Genomic DNA, 16,571 nt, shown 5'->3' on the forward strand with positions numbered 1-16,571 from the left:
CCCCGCGGGACGATTGACCCGGCCCCCCGAAGGCGCTTGAATAGCCGGGCGTGAAGACGGTCTCCCCGTTCTGGCTCATCCCGATCCTCCTGCTCATGTTCTGGGCGGGCGTGCGCGCGCTCGAGCAGGCGTGCCTCTACGCGCCGGACCGCCGCCTCACCCTCCATCCGGGGACCTACGGCCTCCCCTATGAGAGCGTCCGCATCGAGACGGAGGACGGACGGCGGCTGCACGGCTGGTTCATCGCAGACTCGACGGCGCCCCATCGGCCCGCCGTGCTCGTCTTCCACGGCAACGCCGGCAACGTCAGCACGCGCGTCGAGAAGGCGCGGCTGCTTGCCGCGCGCGGCTTCGACGTCCTGCTCTTCGACTACCGCGGCTACGGAGAGAGCGAGGGGGCGCCCGACGAACGCGGCCTCTACCGCGACGGCCTGGCCGCCGCGCGCTGGCTCGAGGCGCGCGGCGTCCCGGCGTCGCGCACCGTCTACTACGGGGAGTCGCTCGGCTGCGCGGTCGCGCTGGAGACGGCGCTCGCCCGGCCTCCCCGCGCGCTCGTCCTCGACAGCGCGTTCACCTCGGCGCCCGCGATGGCCCGGCTCATCTTCCCCCGCGTCCCCCTCCACCGGCTCATCCGCTCGCGCTACGACAACCTTTCGAAGATCCTCCGGCTGAAAGTCCCCCTCCTCGTCGTCCACAGCCCGGAGGATGAGATGATCCCTTTCTCGATGGGCGAGCGCCTCTACGACGCCGCGCCCGGCCGCAAGCGCCTTCTGCGCACGGGCGGGACCCATAACGAGGGCTTCCTCACCTTTCCCGGCTGGGCGGACGGCGTCAGCCGCTTCATGCGCGAACACCTGGAGGTACGATGAACGGTCGAGAGTCCCGCCGCGCGAAGATCGTCTGCACGCTGGGCCCCGCGGTCCGCTCCCCCCGCATGCTCGAGGGGCTGCTCCGCGCCGGGATGGACGTGGCCCGCTTGAACTTCTCCCACGGCACCCACGCCGAACACGCGCGGGCCTTCGAGACCCTGCGGAGGACTTCGAAGCGTCTCGGGCGCGAGACGGCGGTCCTCGCCGACCTCCAGGGACCGAAGATCCGGACCGGCCCTCTCGCCGGCGGCCGGCCGGTGCGCCTGAAGGACGGCGACGATTTCATCCTCACGGCCGCGGAGTGCGCCGGAGACGCCCGCCGGGTCTCGACGACCTATCGGCGCCTGCCCCGCGAGGCGCGGCCGGGCGACCGCATCCTGCTCGCCGACGGCCTGCTCGAGCTGCGCGTGCGCGCCGTCCGCGGCGCCGAGGTCCGCTGCGAGGTCGTCCACGGCGGCGAACTCGGTCAGCACAAGGGCATCAACCTCCCCGGAGTGGCGGTGCGAGCGCCGTCGCTCTCGGAGAAGGACCTCCGCGACCTGTCCTTCGCGCTGAGGCACGGCGCCGACTACGTGGCCGTCAGCTTCGTGCGCGGGCCCGAGGACATGCGCGCGGCTCGGCGGGCCCTGCGCCGCCTCGGGCGCGCCGTCCCCCTGGTCGCCAAGATCGAGAAGCCCGAGGCCTATGCGGCGCTCGACGAGGTGCTCGCGCAGAGCGACGGCGTCATGGTCGCGCGCGGCGACCTGGGCGTCGAGATGAGCCCCGAGAAGGTCCCGGTGGCGCAGAAGAACATCATCCTCCGCGCGCGCGCGGCCCGCCTGCCGGTGATCACCGCGACGCAGATGCTCGAGTCGATGACCCACAGCCCGCGGCCGACCCGCGCGGAGGTCTCCGACGTCGCCAACGCGGTCTTCGACGGCACGAGCGCGGTCATGCTCTCCGGCGAGACCTCGGTGGGCGAGTATCCTCTCGAGACGGTGCGCATGATGGACCGCATCGTGCGCGAGGCAGAATCCGCTCCGCGCCTCGCTCCGTCGACCGCTCGGGCCGCCGTCCGCGGCGTCCCCGAGGCCGTCAGCGAGGCGGTCTGCGCCGCGGCGGAGGACTTCCGCCTGCGCTGCATCGCCGTGTTCACCGAGAGCGGGCGCAGCGCCCGGCTCATCGCGCATTACCGCCCCTCCTGCCCGATCGTCGCGCTCTCTCCCTCGGAGGCGACGCGCCGGCGCCTGAGTCTCGTCTGGGGCGTCCTGCCGCGCCGCATCGCCCTCGTGCGCGACGTCAACGACCTCACGCGCGCCGCGCAGCGGCGCCTGCTCGAGGAGGGGCTCGCGCGCCGCGGGGACGTCGTGGCGCTCGTCGCCGGCACCCCGCTCGGACTGAGGGGCACGACCAATTTGATGAAGCTCCACGTCGTCGGCGAGCCTACGGGTTCGTAGGCTCGCCGACCCCTCACCCCGCTCGCGCTCCCTGGAGGGCGCATCGCCTGCCCCTCTCCCGGCGTGGCGGGAGAGGGGCGAGCGCGCTCAGCGCGCGGGGTGAGGGGCCGCGTTGCGCGCCACCTTATCTGCCGAAGGTATCGATAAGAGCGCGCAACGCGGCCGGGTCCTCGCAGACGAACACGGACGCGCGGAACGCGGCCGCGCCGGGGAAACCGGCCATGTACCAGCAGCAGACGCGCCGCATCGTGAGCAGCGCGGCGCGCTCCCCCTCGAAGCGCAGCTCGTTCTCCAGGTGTTCGACGAGCGCCGCGCGGCGGTCCTCGAGGCTCGGCGGCGGCGGCGGCGGAAGGCCCGCCAGCGCGGCTTCGCAGTCCCGGTAGAGCCAGGGGTTCCCGAGCGCGCCGCGGCCGAGCACCACGCCGTCGCAGCCCGTGGCCTCGGCGAGGAGCCGGGCGTCCTCCCCCTTCATCACCCCTCCGTTGGCGAGGACGGGGATCCGCACCGCGCGCTTGACGCGAGCGAGGGCTCCGGCGTGGACCTCCCCGGCGTAGCGCTGGCGGCGCGTGCGGCCGTGGACCGTGACCGCCGCGACGCCGCACGCTTCGGCGCGGCGGGCGATCTCCTCGGCCTCGGAGCCGCTGGCGTCCTCGAAGCCGATGCGCGTCTTCACGGTGAGCGGGATGCGGCGCAGGGCGCCGCGAACGGCCTTGAAGATGCGCTCGGCGAGCTCCGGCTCGCGCAGGAGCGACGCGCCGGCCCCGGTCGTGACGACCTTGGGCGCGGGACAGCCGAGGTTGAGATCGAGGACGTCGAAGCCCATCTCCTCGACGATCGCGGCGGCGGCGGCCATCTTGGCGGGGTCGTGCCCCACGAGCTGGGCTCCGAGCGGCCGGTCGCCGGGAGCGGTCTTCATCATGGCGAGGGTCTTCGCGTTGCGGTGCGTCAGCGAGTGGGCCGAGACCATCTCCAGGAACGCCAGCTCGAGCCCGCGCCGGCGCGCGACCATGCGGAAGGCGAGGTCGGTGCAGTCGGCCATGGGCGACTGCACGACCCTGCTCGTCAACGACAACGGACCGATCTCGATCGGCACGGTCATATTCTAACCCGAAAAGACCGCTCCCTTCCCGCGCAAGGTCGGGAATCCCCGCGGAGGGATTCCCGACGGGCTCTTGAAAGGGACGTCCTTTCTCGCTAGTCTTTCTCTGCGCATCGGAGGAGCCATGTCCGGGACCACCGCCGTCACGCTGGAGATGCTGCTCAGGGAGGCCTCCTCCCTCGGGGGGTCCGACCTCCACCTCCTGCACGGGCATCCCCCCATCTACCGCGTCTGCCAGGATGTCGCCGCGACCCGCTACCCCGCGCTCGACTCCGCCCAGATCTGGCAGATGTGCGCGGCCTACGTCAACGAGCACCACAAGCGGGTCTTCCAGGAGCAGAACCGCGTCAACGTCTCCTTCACTCTCAGCGAGTGCGGGCGCTTCCGCATGAACCTGTGCAAGGCGCAGAGCACGATCGCGGCCTCCATCCGCATCATCCCGACGAAGATCTACCCCCTCTCCGCGCTCGGCCTGCCCCCCATCATCGCCACCCTCACCTCGAAGCGCCGCGGGATCATCCTCATCACCGGCGCGACCGGCAGCGGCAAGAGCACCACGATGGCCGCGATGCTCGACCACATCAACCGGCAGGGCCTTCCGGGCAAGATCGTCACCATCGAGGACCCCATCGAGACCCTCTTCGGGGCCGCGAAGTCCTTCTTCCTCCAGCGCGAGGTGGGCGTCGACACCAACTCCTTCGAGGACGGCATCGAGGACGCCCTCCGCCAGGACCCCGACGTGCTCTGCATCGGCGAGGTCCGCACGCCCGGCTCCATCAAGGCCGCGCTCACCGCGGCCGAGACCGGGCACCTCGTCCTGACCACCCTGCACACCCCGGACGCCGCGAAGACCGCCCAGCGCATCCTCAGCGCCTTCCCCGGCGACGAGCAGGAGATCATCCGCGACCAGCTCTGCAACAGCGTGGAAGCCATCATCTCCCAGGAGCTCCTCCCGCGCGCGGACCGCAAGGGGCTCGTGCTCGCCATCGAGGTCCTGCTCGGCACGCCCGCCGTCCGACAGCTCATCCGGGAGGGCAAGCTCGGACAGATCAACGACGTGCTCCAGACCGGCACGAGCCTCGGGATGATCGCGAAGGACGCCTCGGTCAAGGCGCTCTTCCAGCGTCAGCTCATCACGCGCGAGACCGCCGTGCTCGCGATGCGCAACCCGCAGCTCCTGGGGTGAGCGTGAGCGCCGCGGCCTGGCTCCTCGCAGCCGCGTTCGCGGCTCCCGCATCCGCCGTGCAGGCCGTGACGCGCTGTCCCGCCGGGACGAAGCCCATGCGCACGCCCGACTCGCGCGAGCCCTGGGTCTGCGCCGTCGCGGACGAGCGCTATCGCGACGGGGTGGAGTGTCCGCGCGGCTCCCGCGCGGTGACCGTCTCCGACCCGCTCGACCCCTTCAAGTGCGCGCTCTCCGACGTGCGCCTGACGCCTCCGACCGGCGCCTGCCCCCCGGGCCATCGCGCCGTGCCGACCGCCGCCGAGGACAAGGACTACGAGTGCGAGCGCATCCAGGCCGGGTTCCGCACCGGGCCGCAGTGCCCGCGGGGCTACGTGCCGATCCCGACGCCCGGACAGATGAAGCCCTTCAAGTGCGTGGCCGCCTCGCCCAAGGTCCTCGAGCCCGTCGCGGAGCCCGATTTCTCCTCGGGGACCGGGACGGTCCGCACGCCTCGCGCGGTCCGCTGCCCCGCGGGGACGGAGCGGCGCTACACCGAGGACCCGTTCGCGCCGGTCGAGTGCGTCTCGAAGGACTCCGCGGCGCCGAAGGCCCCGGGCGCGGCCGATTATCGCCGCTACCGCGTGGTCGGAGACCTCTCCTTCGAGTCTCCCAAGACGGGCTGGCATCTCGACGACGCCTGGCGCGACGAGACGGCCTCCATCTACCTGCGTCTCGACCTGCGCCGCGACGGCCGGCCCATCACCGTCACGCTCAGCCGCCACCGCCGCTCGGAGCAGGGCTACGTGGACATGAAGACCGCCGCCTGGCGCGAGAAGGAGTGGCGCGGCGCTCTCGAGGAAGGCCGCGAGGAGGTCGCCGGCAAGGCGGCGCTCCACGTCGGCGTGAAGGACGAGGCGAAGACCGCCTTCATCCGGCTCGCGGACGGCTACCTCGCGGTCTCCTACGCCGCGCCCTCCGACCTCTTCGAGCGCTACCTGCCGGTCTACCAGCGCATCCTCAAGTCCCTGCGCTTCGAGACGCCGTGAGGGAGGTCCCCATGCGTCTGCTTCTTCAGCTCCGACGTCAGCTCATCACCGGCTTCCTCATCGTCGGCCCGGCGGGCATCTCGGCCTACCTGCTCGTCTGGGTCGTGGGGACCGTCGACGGACTCCTCGCCGGTCCCGCGCACGCCCTCATCGGGCACCGCGTGCCGGGGCTCGGCTTCGCCACCGCGCTCGGCATCCTCTTCGTCGTCGGCTCGCTGGCCTCGAACTTCTTCGGCCGGCAGCTCCTCGAGTCCGTCGAGGAGCTGATGCTGCGCATACCGGTCTTCAACGGGCTCTATCGGACGCTCAAGCGCATGACCGACGCTTTCGCGCCGGGGCAGGGGCAGTTCCGCAGCGTCGTGCTCGTCGAGTATCCCCGGCCCGGGGTCCGTTCCCTGGGCTTCGTGACGGGCCGCACGGCCTGGGGCGAGGGGCCGGAGGCGGAGCTCGTGGCGGTCTTCGTGCCCACGAACAACCTCTACATCGGCGACATCGTGCTCGTCCCGAAGGGCGCGGTCTCGGAGACGGGACTCACCCTCGAGCAGGGCGTGCAGGCGGTCCTCTCCGCCGGCTCCGCCCTGCCCTCCCGGATCCCTCCGAAGTAGGCGAAAATAAAAGCCCCCCGTCCGGTGACCCGGACGGGGGGCTCTTTTGACTTTACGCGTGCGTCTTGTAGGCTTCCTTGCCGGCCTTCACGGCGGCGGCGAGCTTCTCCGCCTGGAGGTGCGCCTTCTCGCGCGCCTCATGCAGGGCGTGGGTCGTCTCGTCGCGCTTCTCCTTCATCCACTCTTCGATGTCCTCGCGCGTCTCCTTCCCGGCCTTCGGGGCGAACAGCACGCCGAGCACGGCGCCCGTCGCCGCTCCGAACAGGAAGTACGGCAGCCACTTGTTGTCGCTCATGGTCGAGGTTTCCTCCCTCTCCTTGGATACTAGCCCCTTGAGTGCGGGGCTGTCAATGCCTGAAAAGGCGGGTTCCTCGCAGAGGAACCCGCCTTCGTCCCGGAGGGAGGAGAGGGGCTGCGACCGTCTAATCCGGGTCCCAGCCGAGGTCGGGACGGTCGTCCGTCTCCGAGAGCAGCCGGAGGGCGCAGCCGAGGAGGATGAGGCCGCAGGCGACGAGGAAGAGCGCGGAGAGCGAGGAAGGGGCGACGCCGAAGGCGGTATTGGAAACGCCGAGAGCGAGGACATCCATGGCACGACTCCTCTCGGCGCGGATGATGAGCGTAACAGGCGCATCCCGTTCCGTCAAGGGGGCGGTCCCCCCCTACTGCAGGAGGGCGGTCGTCTCGGCCCGCAGCTCGCGCATGCCCAGGTCCTTGTCGGCGCTGACCCAGGCGAGGTCCTCGGGCGCGAGACCGAGCGCCGCGGCCGCTTCCCGGCGCCGCGCGACGGCGCGCGACGGCTTGACCTGGTCCGCCTTCGTCGCGATGACGCGCCAGGGCAGCCGGCGGTCCCGCAGCCAGTCGAGCATCTGCAGGTCCAGAGGCGTCGGTCCGACCTTCGCGTCGACGAGGACGAAGACGCCGCGCAGCGTCGGGCGTCCGGTCAGATAGCCCTCGATCATCGGGCCCCAGGCCGCGCGTTCGCGCGGGTCGCCGGAGGCGTAGCCGTAGCCGGGCAGGTCGACGAGCCAGCGGTCGAGGCCGGCCAGGAAGACGTTGATGGTCCGCGTGCGTCCCGGCGTGCCCGAGACGCGCGCCAGGTCCCGGCGGCAGAGGGCGTTGAGCAGGGTGCTCTTTCCGACGTTGGAGCGGCCGACGAAGGCCACCTCGGCCGCCGAGGAGCCGAGCTTCTCCGGATCGACCTCGCTCAGGAGGTAGCGGACGTCGTCGAGCAGGGGACGCGAGCGGGGGTCGGTCAAAACTGAAGCCGGAGCCAGACGGAGGTCGTGTCGTCGTCGTAGTCGTAACTCGCGGGGAAGTTCGAGCGCTTCCAGACCCGCGCGTACGAGGTTCCGACGCCCAGCCAGCTGCGCAGCTTCCAGTCCATGTCGAGTCCCGCCCCCCAAAGGTCGTCCTTGCGCCGCTGCGTGAGCCCTCCCGAGGTGGTGAGCTCGGGATAGGTGTCGGCCTCGCAGCTGCCGTAGACCCCCGCGCTCCAGCGGCGCCAGGAGCGCTTGAGGTCGAGGCGGGCGCCCGTCGCGACATAGTAGCGGTTATTCGTGTAGGTCGTCTGGTTCATGTCGCGATACATGCGCAGCCCGACCTTGTTCCGCTCTCCCGCCTGCCAGTCGATCTGGATGGCGCTCAGCCAGTTGCGCACGACGCGGGGCCCGGCGCCCGGGGAGACCTCGTACTCGCGGTAGAGCATGGAGCCTTCGAGCTTCCCGGTGACCTTGGGCGCGAGCTTCCCGCTGAGGCCGGCGCTGGCCTGATGCGAGCGCGAGTGGGTCGCGCGGCCGGCGGTGTAGTGGATCAGCCCGCGCTTGTAGGCGAGGTAGAGCTTCGTCTTGGGCTGGAAGAGCCAGCCGCCTTCCAGTCCCGCGAGGACTTCCCGGCGGTCGAGAGAGCTCGCGAGGACCGGGTTGCGGTACTTGTGGGCGCCGACCGAACCCTCGGCCGCCCAGACGAGGCTGCGGCTGCGGGCGGAATCGACGCGCGCGCCGAAGTCGTTCTGCAGCCGCCGCTCGCGCGAGACGGTCTCGCTGAAAGCCGGGTCGACGGTGCTCATGAGGGCGTCCCAGACCTTCCCCTGCATCCCGCGCACGCCGCTGAAGACGTACTCTCCGCGAAGGGTCTGCTTGAGAGCGTTGTTGGCGGCGGGCTGCGTCGTGTAGGCCGTGTACGCGGCGTCGTAGCCGCCTTCGAGGCGATGGCGGCGGCTGAAGGGGAGCTCGAACTTCAGCCCGGCGTTGTTCGTCGTGATCCAGGAGCTGCGCACGCCTCCGCCGACGCGGGCGCCGGCGGCGCCGTCGCGCGGGACGCGGTAGATGTTGCTCTGGTAGGCCTGCTCGAGCCGGTAGTAGGGATGGAGGTCGAGGACGAGCTTGAGCTGCGGCTTCTTGAGCCGCGAGAGGCCCTCGAAGAGCCGAGCGAGCGAGTCGAGAGGGTCGAACCCCGGTTCGCGCGGCTCCAGGGACGGGCCGCGCGAAGCCGTCTCCGCGGGAGTCCTCTCGGGAAGGGCTGCCGGAGGCTCCAGCGCCGCCGGCAAGCTTCCGAGGCGCAGGGTCTGGCCCGCCGCCACGGGGAAGAGCCGTCCGTCGGAGAGGACCGATTCGACCGCGCCGGCTTCGACGCTGAGCACGGCGCCGTCGGGCACGCAGCGGTAGACGAAGGCGGCGCCGGGGCGGACCTGCAGGCGCACGCCGGCGGCGGCGAGCGTCGCCTCGCCGGAGAGGACCTCCGTGCGCCGGCCGGCCGGCACCGCGGCGCCGGCGGACCCGGGGGCGAGCTGCACGAGTTCGGAGCCGACCCTCAGGAGCAGCGTGTCGGAGAACTGGACGATGCGCAGCTCTTCCGGTCCTCCCGCGCGCGCCGAGGGCCCGGCGAGGAGCAGGGCGGCGCAGAGGGCGGCGGCGGTCTTGCTCCCCATGTTCAGCGCGGCGGCGGGACGACGAGCCGCTGTCCGCTCACCGGGTCGCCGCCCCTCTGAAGGCGGTCGGAGTTCGCTTCATAGAGTTCGGTCCAGCGTTCCGCGTCGCCATAGAGCTTCGCGGCGATGGAGCGCAGGGTGTCGCCGTCATGGACCTCGTAGATGCGCGGAGTTCCTGCGGCGGCTCCGCCCTGCCTGAGCGTGCGCTCGACGGCCTCCAGCCGCGCGCGGGAATGCTCGGCCTCCTTCTGCGAGAGCTCCGCCGTCCGTCGGGTGCGCTCGAGCTCTCGCTCGAGCCGACGCAGGCGCGGCTCCTCTTTCGAGCTTCCCGCGGAGACGGAGACGGGAAGCTCGCCGCGGCTTTGAGAAGCGACGGGGACGTCGATGAGCGCCTGCGGCAAAGCGGGTGCGGGGATCACGGGAACCGGCGCCGCCGACGCCGCTTCGGAGGCGCGTGCGGAGTCGACGACGGCCCTCCAGCCCGTGCCGGCGGGCCCCTGCGCCCGGACGCTCCAGCCCGCCGCGGGGAGTCCGGGAGCCTCGAGCTCGGCGGACCAGCGCCCTTCGCGCACGGGGACGTACCGGGAGCCCCGCCAGAGCAGCGCTCCCCCCTCCTCGCGGACCTCGAAGTCCAGGAGGCAGACGCCCGAGAGCGGGCGGAGCCCGTCGTCGGCGCGGCCTTCGAGCGCGAGGCGCGCCTCCCCCGCGCGCGCGAGCGCGCAGACGAAGAGGAGGGGCACCGCGCTCAGGAGCCGCTTCAAGGGGCGTCCTCCTTCGCGGGCGCGCGGCGCTTGAAGGCGGAGAGCGGGCGGAGCAGGAGCTCGGAGGAGCCGTCGCGTCCGATCCAGACGGCGCGGCCGCGCAGGGTCATGCAGGCCAGCGGCTTCGCGCCGCGGTCGAGTTCCGGCAGGGTGTAGGCCTCGAGCACGCGCAGGCGGTTGTCGAGACGGTGCCGGAAGAGCGAGCGGGTGTCGGCGTCGGCCGACCAGAGGTAGGCCTCGTCCTTGAAGAGGGCGGCGGGCGAGCGCGCGGCCGAAGGGAAGCTCGCCAGCACGGCGAGGCTCTGCGGGTCGTGCTGGTAGATGCGTCCGGCGGCGGCGTCGCTCGACCAGAGGTAGCGCCCGTCGTGGTAGAGGGCGGCCGGACGCGGACCCGGGCTGGGGACGGAGGTGAGGAGGGTGAGGCGGTCGTCGAGGCGCCGGACCTGGAGGGAGCGGTCCCAGGAATCGCTCAGGTAGAGGCGCTCTCCGTCGAGGGCCAGCCCGCCGATGTGCGAGCGGGGCAGGACGACGGTGCGCAGCGGGCGCAGGCCGCCGGCCTTCAGCTCGAGCTCGTAGACGGTCTGGGCGAGCCAGTCGGCGGCCCAGAGGCGGTCCCCCCTCCAGACGAGCGCGGAGGGGTGCGAGAAGGGGACGACGTAGTCGCGGGACCTCCCGGCGCGCACGGCCCAGAGGGCGGCCGCCGCGGCGGCGAGGCCGAGGAGGAGGGCCGACCAGCCGAACCCCCGGCGCGGGCGGGGCAGGGGCCCCGCTTCGACGGCGATGGGGGCGTGGATCTTCTCCTCGATGCGGCGGGCGAGCGTCCCGACGGCTCCCCCGCCGCGCCGCGAGGCGAGGACGCGCTCGACGACCTCGGAGAGCTCGCGGTTGCTGAAGGGCTTGGGCAGGTAGTGGTCGGCGCCGAGCGCGAGGACCTCGGCCGCGTGCTCCTCGCTGCCGTAGCCCGTGACCATGACGATGGGGACCTCGGCGTCGCGCTCGCGCAGGCGGCGGAGGATCTCGACGCCGTCCATGCCCGGCAGGCGCATGTCGAGGAGGACGAGGTCGACGCCGCCTTCCGCGTGGCGCGCGAGCGCGGCCGGGCCGTCGCCGGCCTCGAAGACCTCGTGGCCGAGGCGCTCGAGGACGTTCGCCAGCGCCATGCGCATGTCGGCTTCGTCGTCGACGATCAGGATGCGGGGCATTATCGCCTCTGCGCCGGCGCGGGCAGGAGCAGCGCCGCGCGGCAGCCTTCGCCCGACGGTGCGACGAACTCGAGCTTCCCGCCGTGCGCCGCGGCGATGCGGCGGGCGATGGCGAGTCCGAGGCCCACGGCGCCGGGCTTCGTCGTGAAGAACGGCCGGCCGACCTCCTTCTGCTGGGCCGTCGGGACGCCCGGTCCGGTGTCGGAGACCTCGATGCGAAGGGCCCGTCCGGCGTCCTCGGGCCGCACGGAGAGGGTGAGCGTCCCTCCCTGAGGCATGGCCTCGACGGCGTTGACGATCAGGTGGAGCAGGGCCACGCGCAGGGCCTTGCCGTCGGCGCGCAGCTCCGGGGAGTCCTCCGCGATGCGCTGGACGACGCGCACGCCGGCGGCCCTGCAGCGGGCTTCCGTCTCGGAGAGGGCGCGGGCGACGAGGTCGCGGACGTCCACGGCGCGCGGCTTGAGCGCGAGCGGCCGGGTGTAGTCGACGAGCTGTTCGAGGCGTTCGCGCAGCCCCTCGATGGAGCGCAGGATGGCGTCCATGGCGCGGCGCTCCCCCGGCAGGACGAGGCGGCCGCTGAGGCGGTCCTCCACGAGGCTGCGGACGATGCCGAGCGGGTTGCGGATCTGATGGGCGATGCCGAAGACGAGGTCGTTGAGTTCGCTCTCGAAGGCCGCCGGCGGGATGGAGCCGCCGTGGCCTTCCTTGAAGGACGCGAGGAGGCGGTCGCGCAGGGCGCGGACCTCCGCTTCCTTGGAGAGGATCTCCCGGCGGGCTTCGTCCACGGTCTTGCGGCTCTGCGCGAGGGCCTTCTCGCGCTCGGAGAGCGAGGATTCCTCCTTGGCCAGACGCTCGCGGGTCCCGGCGTCGAGGCCCTGGCTCAGCGACTCGAGCTCGGAGTGCCGGCGGGAGACCTCCTTCTCGCGGGCCTCCAGCTCGGCCTCGCGGCGGGAGAGCTCGGCGCTCCGCGCGTCGTCGGCGGAGCGCAGGGAGGCCTCTTCGGCCTTGAAGGCCGCCTCATGCTCCGCGCGCAGGCGCGTCTCCAGCTCGGCGCGCGCGGAGGCGGTCTCCTTCGCGACGAGGCCGGCGCGTTCGCGCGCGAAGCGTTCCTCGAGTTCGAGTCGGAGCGCTTCCTGCTGACGGGCGAGATCCTCGGCGAGGCGCAGGCGGACCTGCTCGTCGGTCTTCGCCCGTGCGCCGGAGAGGGCGGCTTCGCGGCGCCGGTACTCCTCTTCGAGCTCCGCGCGGCGCCGGTCGAGTTCGGTGAGCCGGACGGTCTCGCGCTCCGTCGCCTCGCGCTCGAGGAGGGCGCGTTCCTCCTGGAGGGATTTCCGCTCGGAGAGGCTGCGCTGGCGTTCGGCTTCGAGCTCGGCGCGGGCGTCCCGCAGGGACTTCTCGCGCTCGGCTTCGCGGCGCCCGGCTTCGGCGGCGAGGTCGCGGCGGCTCTTCTCGGTCTCGGCGCGCAGGGCGCGGGCCTCGGCCTCGAGGCGCGAGCGTTCCTCGACGCGCGCGGTCTCGAGGGCGTCGCGCAGCGCCCGCTCCTTCTCCTCGAAATCGCGGCGCAGCGCGTCGGAGATCTCCAGACGCTCGCGCTCCAGCGCCGCGCGCTGGGTCTCGAGCTCGGTCGTCCGGCGCGCGTGGTCGCTCTCCAGGCGCGTGCGCAGCTCTTCGGCGCGGGCGGCCGCGGCGCGGCTCTCCTCGGCGAGGGCGGCGTCGCGACGGACCTCCTCGGCGCGGGCTTCTTCCTCGCGGCGTCGTCCCGCGGCGTCCAGCGCGGCGCGGGCGTCGTCGAGCCCGGAGGCCTTCTTGCGGAAATCCTCTTCGAGGCTGCGCCGCAGCGACTCGGTCTCCCGCAGACGCGCGGCACGGGCCTGGTCGAGCTCGGCGATCTTCGCCGCGAGCCCTTCCTCGGCGCTCCGGTAGCGCTCCGCCAGCTCGCTCTCGCGCGCCCCGTACGCCGCCTCGAGCGCGGCGGCCTTCTTGCGGTGCTCCTCTTCCAGGACCGCCTGCTCCGCGTCGGCCTCGGCGCGGCGGCGCTCGAGCTCGCGGGCGAGTTCCTTCTCCTTCTCTCGGTAGGCGCGCTCGAGGCCCGCGCGGGCCTCCTCGAGGGCGGCGGCGGCGCGGTCGCGCTCCAGGCGGGCGCGCTCGAGCTGTTCGGCGAGCTCGCGCTCGCGGCGGGAGGCGGCTTCCTCGAGCTCGACGGCGCGGCGCGCGAGGGCCTTCTCGGCCTCTCCCGTCCGCTGGCGCAGGGAGCCTTCGGCGAGCGAGCGCTCGGCGAGGGCCTTCTCCCGTTCGGCCTCGAGCTTCGCGGCGAGCGCGGTCTCGCGCTCCTTGAAGCCGCGCTCGAGCTCGCGTTCGCGGGCCGCGAAGGCCTCTTCGAGACGGGTCTCGCGCGCCTTGAGCGCGCGTTCGGACTCGGCCTGACGCGCAAGGTCCGTCTGGCGGCGCGCGTCCGCCTCCTTGGCGAGCTCCGCGCGCAGGGCGTCGCGCTCCGCGCTCTTGAGGAGCTCCCATTGCTCGGCGCGCTGGGCGGCGGCCTGCGCCCCCGCGGCCTCGAGCTCGCGCCGGGCGGCTTCGAGCCGCGCCGCCGCCTCGTCCTCCAGCGTCCGGGCGCGGCGCTCCCAGGCGGAGCGCAGCTCCCCCTCGAGGGCGATGTGCGCGGCGGAAAGGTCCTCCTCCTTCTTCCTATAAAGGGCATCGAGGGCTTCCCGCTCGCCGGCGAGGCGCTTCTGCAGGTCTTCTCCGAGGACGCGCTCGCGCTCCCGCCACGCGGCGGCGGCGTCCTCCTCCTGACGGCGCACGCGCTCCTCGAGCGCCTGTCGGCGCGCCTCGAGCTCCCGTACCCGGACCGCGTGCTCGGCGTCGAGCTGGGAGGACTTCGCGGAGAGCTCCTTGCCCAGCGTCTCCCGCTCGCGGGAGAGCGCGCGACGCTGGCGCTCGAGCCATTCGACGCGCTCGGCTTCGAGGCGGGCGCCCTCTTCCTTCTTCCAGTCCTCGTAGCGGGCCTGGAGCGCCGCTTCCTGCGCGGCGGCCTCCGCGGCGTGGCGCTCGAGGTCGCGGCGGCGTTCCGCCTCGGCGGCCTGCAGCTCCGCGGCCTGCCGGCGCGCGAGCTCGGCGAGCTCCTCGCGGTGGCGGGTGAGGAACTCGCGCTCCTTCTCGGTCCAGACTTCCTGGAGCCGACGCTCGAGCGCGAGGTACTTCTCCTCGCGGCGGGACTGCCGAGTGCCCTCGGCGCCCTGCCAGGCGGCGCGCTCGGCTTCGAAGGCCTCCTCGCGCTCGCGGGACTTCTGCCAGGCGGCGGCGGCGTCCTTCTCCGCCTGGTCGACGGCGGCGCGGGCCTTGGAGAGCTCGAGCTCCTTGTCCGCGAGGGAGCGCTCCAGCGCACCCTGGCGCGACTGGGACTCTTCGCGCAGGGACTGCTGGGCGTTCCTGGCCTCGCTCTCGCGGCGCTCGAGCTCTCCCTCATAGTGGAGCGCCTGGGCGGCGAGGGCGGCGTCCTGCTGGGCGCGCGCGCGGGCGAGCTCGGCGAGCTGGCGCTCGCGCTGCTCGGCGTCGCGGCGCTCGAAGGCCTCGCGGAGCTCGCGCTCGAGGCTCTCGTAATCGAGGCGCATGCGCTCGGCGTCGGCGATGTGGGCCTGCTCGGCGGCATGCAGCTGGGACTCGAACTGGGCGCGGGTCTTCTCGAGCTCGACGCCGGCGGTGCGGCGTTCTCCGTCGAGGGCGGCCTCGTAGCGGGCGACGAGCTCTCCTTCGCGATGATGCCACTGCTTGTCGAGGTTCTTCTCCTTGCGCAGCGACTCCTCCTGGACGCCGGCCTTCCAGGAGCGGAACTGCTCCTCGAGCGCGCGCTGGGTGCTCTCCAGCTCGACGACGCGCGCGGCGTACTGCTCGTCGAGGCTGCGGCTGCGCTGCTCGAGCTGGGCGGCGAGGGCCGCCCGCTCGGCCTCGACGGCCTTCTCGTGCTCGGCGAGGAGCTCGACCTTGCGGCGGGTCCAGTCCTCGCGCAGGTCGTTCTCCTTCGCGATGAACGCTTCCTGCAGCTCGAGATGGCGGCGCTGGAAGCGGTCCTCGAGGGCGCGCTCGCGCTCCTGGGTCTCGTTGAGGAGCTTCGCCTCGCGGGTGGAGAGATCGGCCTCGAGTCCCCCGCGCAGGCGGGCGGTCTCGGCGTCGAGGGCTTCCTCGCGGCGGCGGAGCTCCTCGAGCCGCGCGGCGCGCTCCGCCTCGAAGGTCTTGGCGCGCTCGTCGGCGGCGGCGAGGAGGCTCGTCTTCTCCTTGGCGAGCTCGTCCTCGAAGCGCTTGAGGCGCTCGGCTTCCGCGCGGACGTGCGAGTCCTGCAGGCGCTTCTCGAGGACCGCGTAGCGGGTCTCCAGCTCCGAGGTGCGCTTCGCGTGCTCGGCGTCGAGCTCGTGCTTCCCGCGCGCGAGGAGGCCTTCGACTTCCTCCGAGCGGTCGGCGAGGCGGCGGGCCTGCTCGTCGAACTGCTTCTGCACGGCGGCGTCGAGCTTCTCGCGGGCTTCCTTGGCGCGGGCCCAGAGCCCGTTCTCGAGCTCGGCCCAGGCCTTCTGCAGCTCGGCCTCGCGCTTCGCGTACTTGTCCTGCAGCTCGAACTCCTTGGCGGCGGCGCGCTTGAGGAGCTCCTCCTCGCGCTGCTTGAGACGGAGCTCGGAGTCCTGTCCCTGGGCCGCGAGCGTGCGGGCGAGGTCCTGGTTCTTGAGCACGAGGTCGGCGGTGTCGCGGCGGGAGCGCTCGAGCTCCTCCTCGCGGGCGCGGACCATGTCGAGGATCTCCTCGTCGCGCTTCTGGCGCATGCGGTGGAGCAGCTCCCCGTCGCGGTGCACGCGGGCGGCGAGCTCCTCCTTCTCGCGCTGCGCGGCGAGGAGCTCGGCCTCGCGCTGTTCGAGGATGCGCTTGAGGGTCGATACGTCGTTCTGGCGGGACTGGTGGACCGCGCGCCACTCCTCGAGCTGGGCGGCCAGGCGCGAGAGCTGCTCTTCCTGGAGCATGCGCTCGCGCTCGATGCGGCCGCGCTCCCCGTCGATGACCTCGAGGCGCATGCGCTCGCGCTCGCGCTCCTCGCGGGCGGCGCGGCCCTTGCGGTCCTCCTCCCACTTCAGCCCCTCGGCCTTCCAGGCCTCGATCTGACGGCGCAGCTCCCCGAGCTCCGACTGGGCCGCCTTCTCCCGATTGGCGGCCTCCTGCAGATTGCCCTTGAGATTGGTGCTGAGTTCCTGCAGGTCGCGGATGGTGGCGACGGCGCCGCGCAGGGCGAGGCGCGCGGCGTCGAGGTCTCCGACCTGCTTGAAAGACTCTTCGTCCCAAGGATTGGTCATGACGCTATTGAGTATATAAGGCGCGGGTGCGGGGCCGATGACGGGGTTGTTAAGGCGAAACACTCCCGTAACAGGCGGGAAAAGGCCGCGGGAGGTCCGAAAAGGCCTCGGACGCGCGCACTCCCGCGCGCG

At 72.7% G+C, this 16,571-nt stretch carries 13 protein-coding genes; 5 read left to right on the forward strand and 8 right to left on the reverse strand.

Annotated features, from left to right (window positions below):
* Window positions 1–50: 50 nt before the first annotated feature.
* Together WC969_03685 and pyk are read left to right on the forward strand one after the other, a co-directional pair.
* Window positions 51–869, forward strand: coding sequence for an alpha/beta hydrolase (locus WC969_03685; GenBank protein MFA6028938.1), 819 nt, complete (start codon window positions 51–53; stop codon window positions 867–869).
* A complete protein-coding gene (pyk, locus tag WC969_03690; GenBank protein MFA6028939.1) occupies window positions 866–2,305 on the forward strand; it encodes a pyruvate kinase in 1,440 nt (479 codons plus the stop codon). Before WC969_03685 ends, pyk begins: the two co-directional genes overlap by 4 nt.
* Window positions 2,306–2,429: 124 nt before the next feature.
* On the opposite strand, the gene dusB is transcribed toward pyk, so the two are convergent.
* The gene (dusB, locus tag WC969_03695; GenBank protein ID MFA6028940.1) at window positions 2,430–3,398 is read right to left on the reverse strand and encodes a tRNA dihydrouridine synthase DusB; all 969 of its coding nucleotides are present in this window, start codon (window positions 3,396–3,398) and stop codon (window positions 2,430–2,432) included.
* Between the two features lie 130 nt (window positions 3,399–3,528).
* Between dusB and WC969_03700 the strand changes: the two genes are divergently transcribed.
* From WC969_03700 to WC969_03710, 3 genes are read left to right on the forward strand one after another with little or no spacing between them, the layout of a single operon-like run.
* On the forward strand, window positions 3,529–4,590 hold the full coding sequence (locus WC969_03700; protein ID MFA6028941.1) for a PilT/PilU family type 4a pilus ATPase: 1,062 nt from the start codon (window positions 3,529–3,531) through the stop codon (window positions 4,588–4,590).
* 2 nt (window positions 4,591–4,592) lie between these two features.
* On the forward strand, window positions 4,593–5,615 hold the full coding sequence (locus tag WC969_03705) for a hypothetical protein (GenBank protein MFA6028942.1): 1,023 nt from the start codon (window positions 4,593–4,595) through the stop codon (window positions 5,613–5,615).
* A gap of 11 nt (window positions 5,616–5,626) precedes the next feature.
* Entirely contained in the window at window positions 5,627–6,220 is a 594-nt protein-coding gene (locus WC969_03710) for a DUF502 domain-containing protein (GenBank protein MFA6028943.1), read from the forward strand.
* 52 nt (window positions 6,221–6,272) lie between these two features.
* On the opposite strand, the gene WC969_03715 is transcribed toward WC969_03710, so the two are convergent.
* The 7 genes from WC969_03715 to WC969_03745 form a co-directional block, all read right to left on the reverse strand.
* Window positions 6,273–6,515: a YtxH domain-containing protein gene (locus tag WC969_03715; protein ID MFA6028944.1), complete on the reverse strand. Its 243-nt coding sequence runs from the start codon at window positions 6,513–6,515 to the stop codon at window positions 6,273–6,275.
* A 127-nt stretch (window positions 6,516–6,642) separates the two neighbouring features.
* Window positions 6,643–6,807 carry a hypothetical protein gene (locus WC969_03720; protein ID MFA6028945.1) on the reverse strand — a complete coding sequence of 55 codons (165 nt, stop codon included), beginning with the start codon at window positions 6,805–6,807 and terminating at the stop codon, window positions 6,643–6,645.
* 72 nt (window positions 6,808–6,879) lie between these two features.
* A complete protein-coding gene (gene yihA / locus WC969_03725; GenBank protein ID MFA6028946.1) occupies window positions 6,880–7,476 on the reverse strand; it encodes a ribosome biogenesis GTP-binding protein YihA/YsxC in 597 nt (198 codons plus the stop codon).
* A complete protein-coding gene (locus WC969_03730; GenBank protein MFA6028947.1) occupies window positions 7,473–9,146 on the reverse strand; it encodes an outer membrane beta-barrel protein in 1,674 nt (557 codons plus the stop codon). Before WC969_03730 ends, yihA begins: the two co-directional genes overlap by 4 nt.
* Window positions 9,147–9,148: 2 nt before the next feature.
* Window positions 9,149–9,907 carry a LysM peptidoglycan-binding domain-containing protein gene (locus tag WC969_03735; protein MFA6028948.1) on the reverse strand — a complete coding sequence of 253 codons (759 nt, stop codon included), beginning with the start codon at window positions 9,905–9,907 and terminating at the stop codon, window positions 9,149–9,151.
* Window positions 9,904–11,109, reverse strand: coding sequence for a response regulator (locus WC969_03740; GenBank protein MFA6028949.1), 1,206 nt, complete (start codon window positions 11,107–11,109; stop codon window positions 9,904–9,906). The genes WC969_03735 and WC969_03740 overlap by 4 nt, the downstream gene beginning before the upstream one ends.
* Window positions 11,109–16,439: an ATP-binding protein gene (locus WC969_03745; GenBank protein ID MFA6028950.1), complete on the reverse strand. Its 5,331-nt coding sequence runs from the start codon at window positions 16,437–16,439 to the stop codon at window positions 11,109–11,111. Before WC969_03745 ends, WC969_03740 begins: the two co-directional genes overlap by 1 nt.
* Window positions 16,440–16,571: the final 132 nt, after the last annotated feature.

It is taken from the genome of Elusimicrobiota bacterium (assembly GCA_041660925.1).
Classification (GTDB): Bacteria; Elusimicrobiota; Elusimicrobia; order UBA1565; family UBA1565; genus JBAZUV01.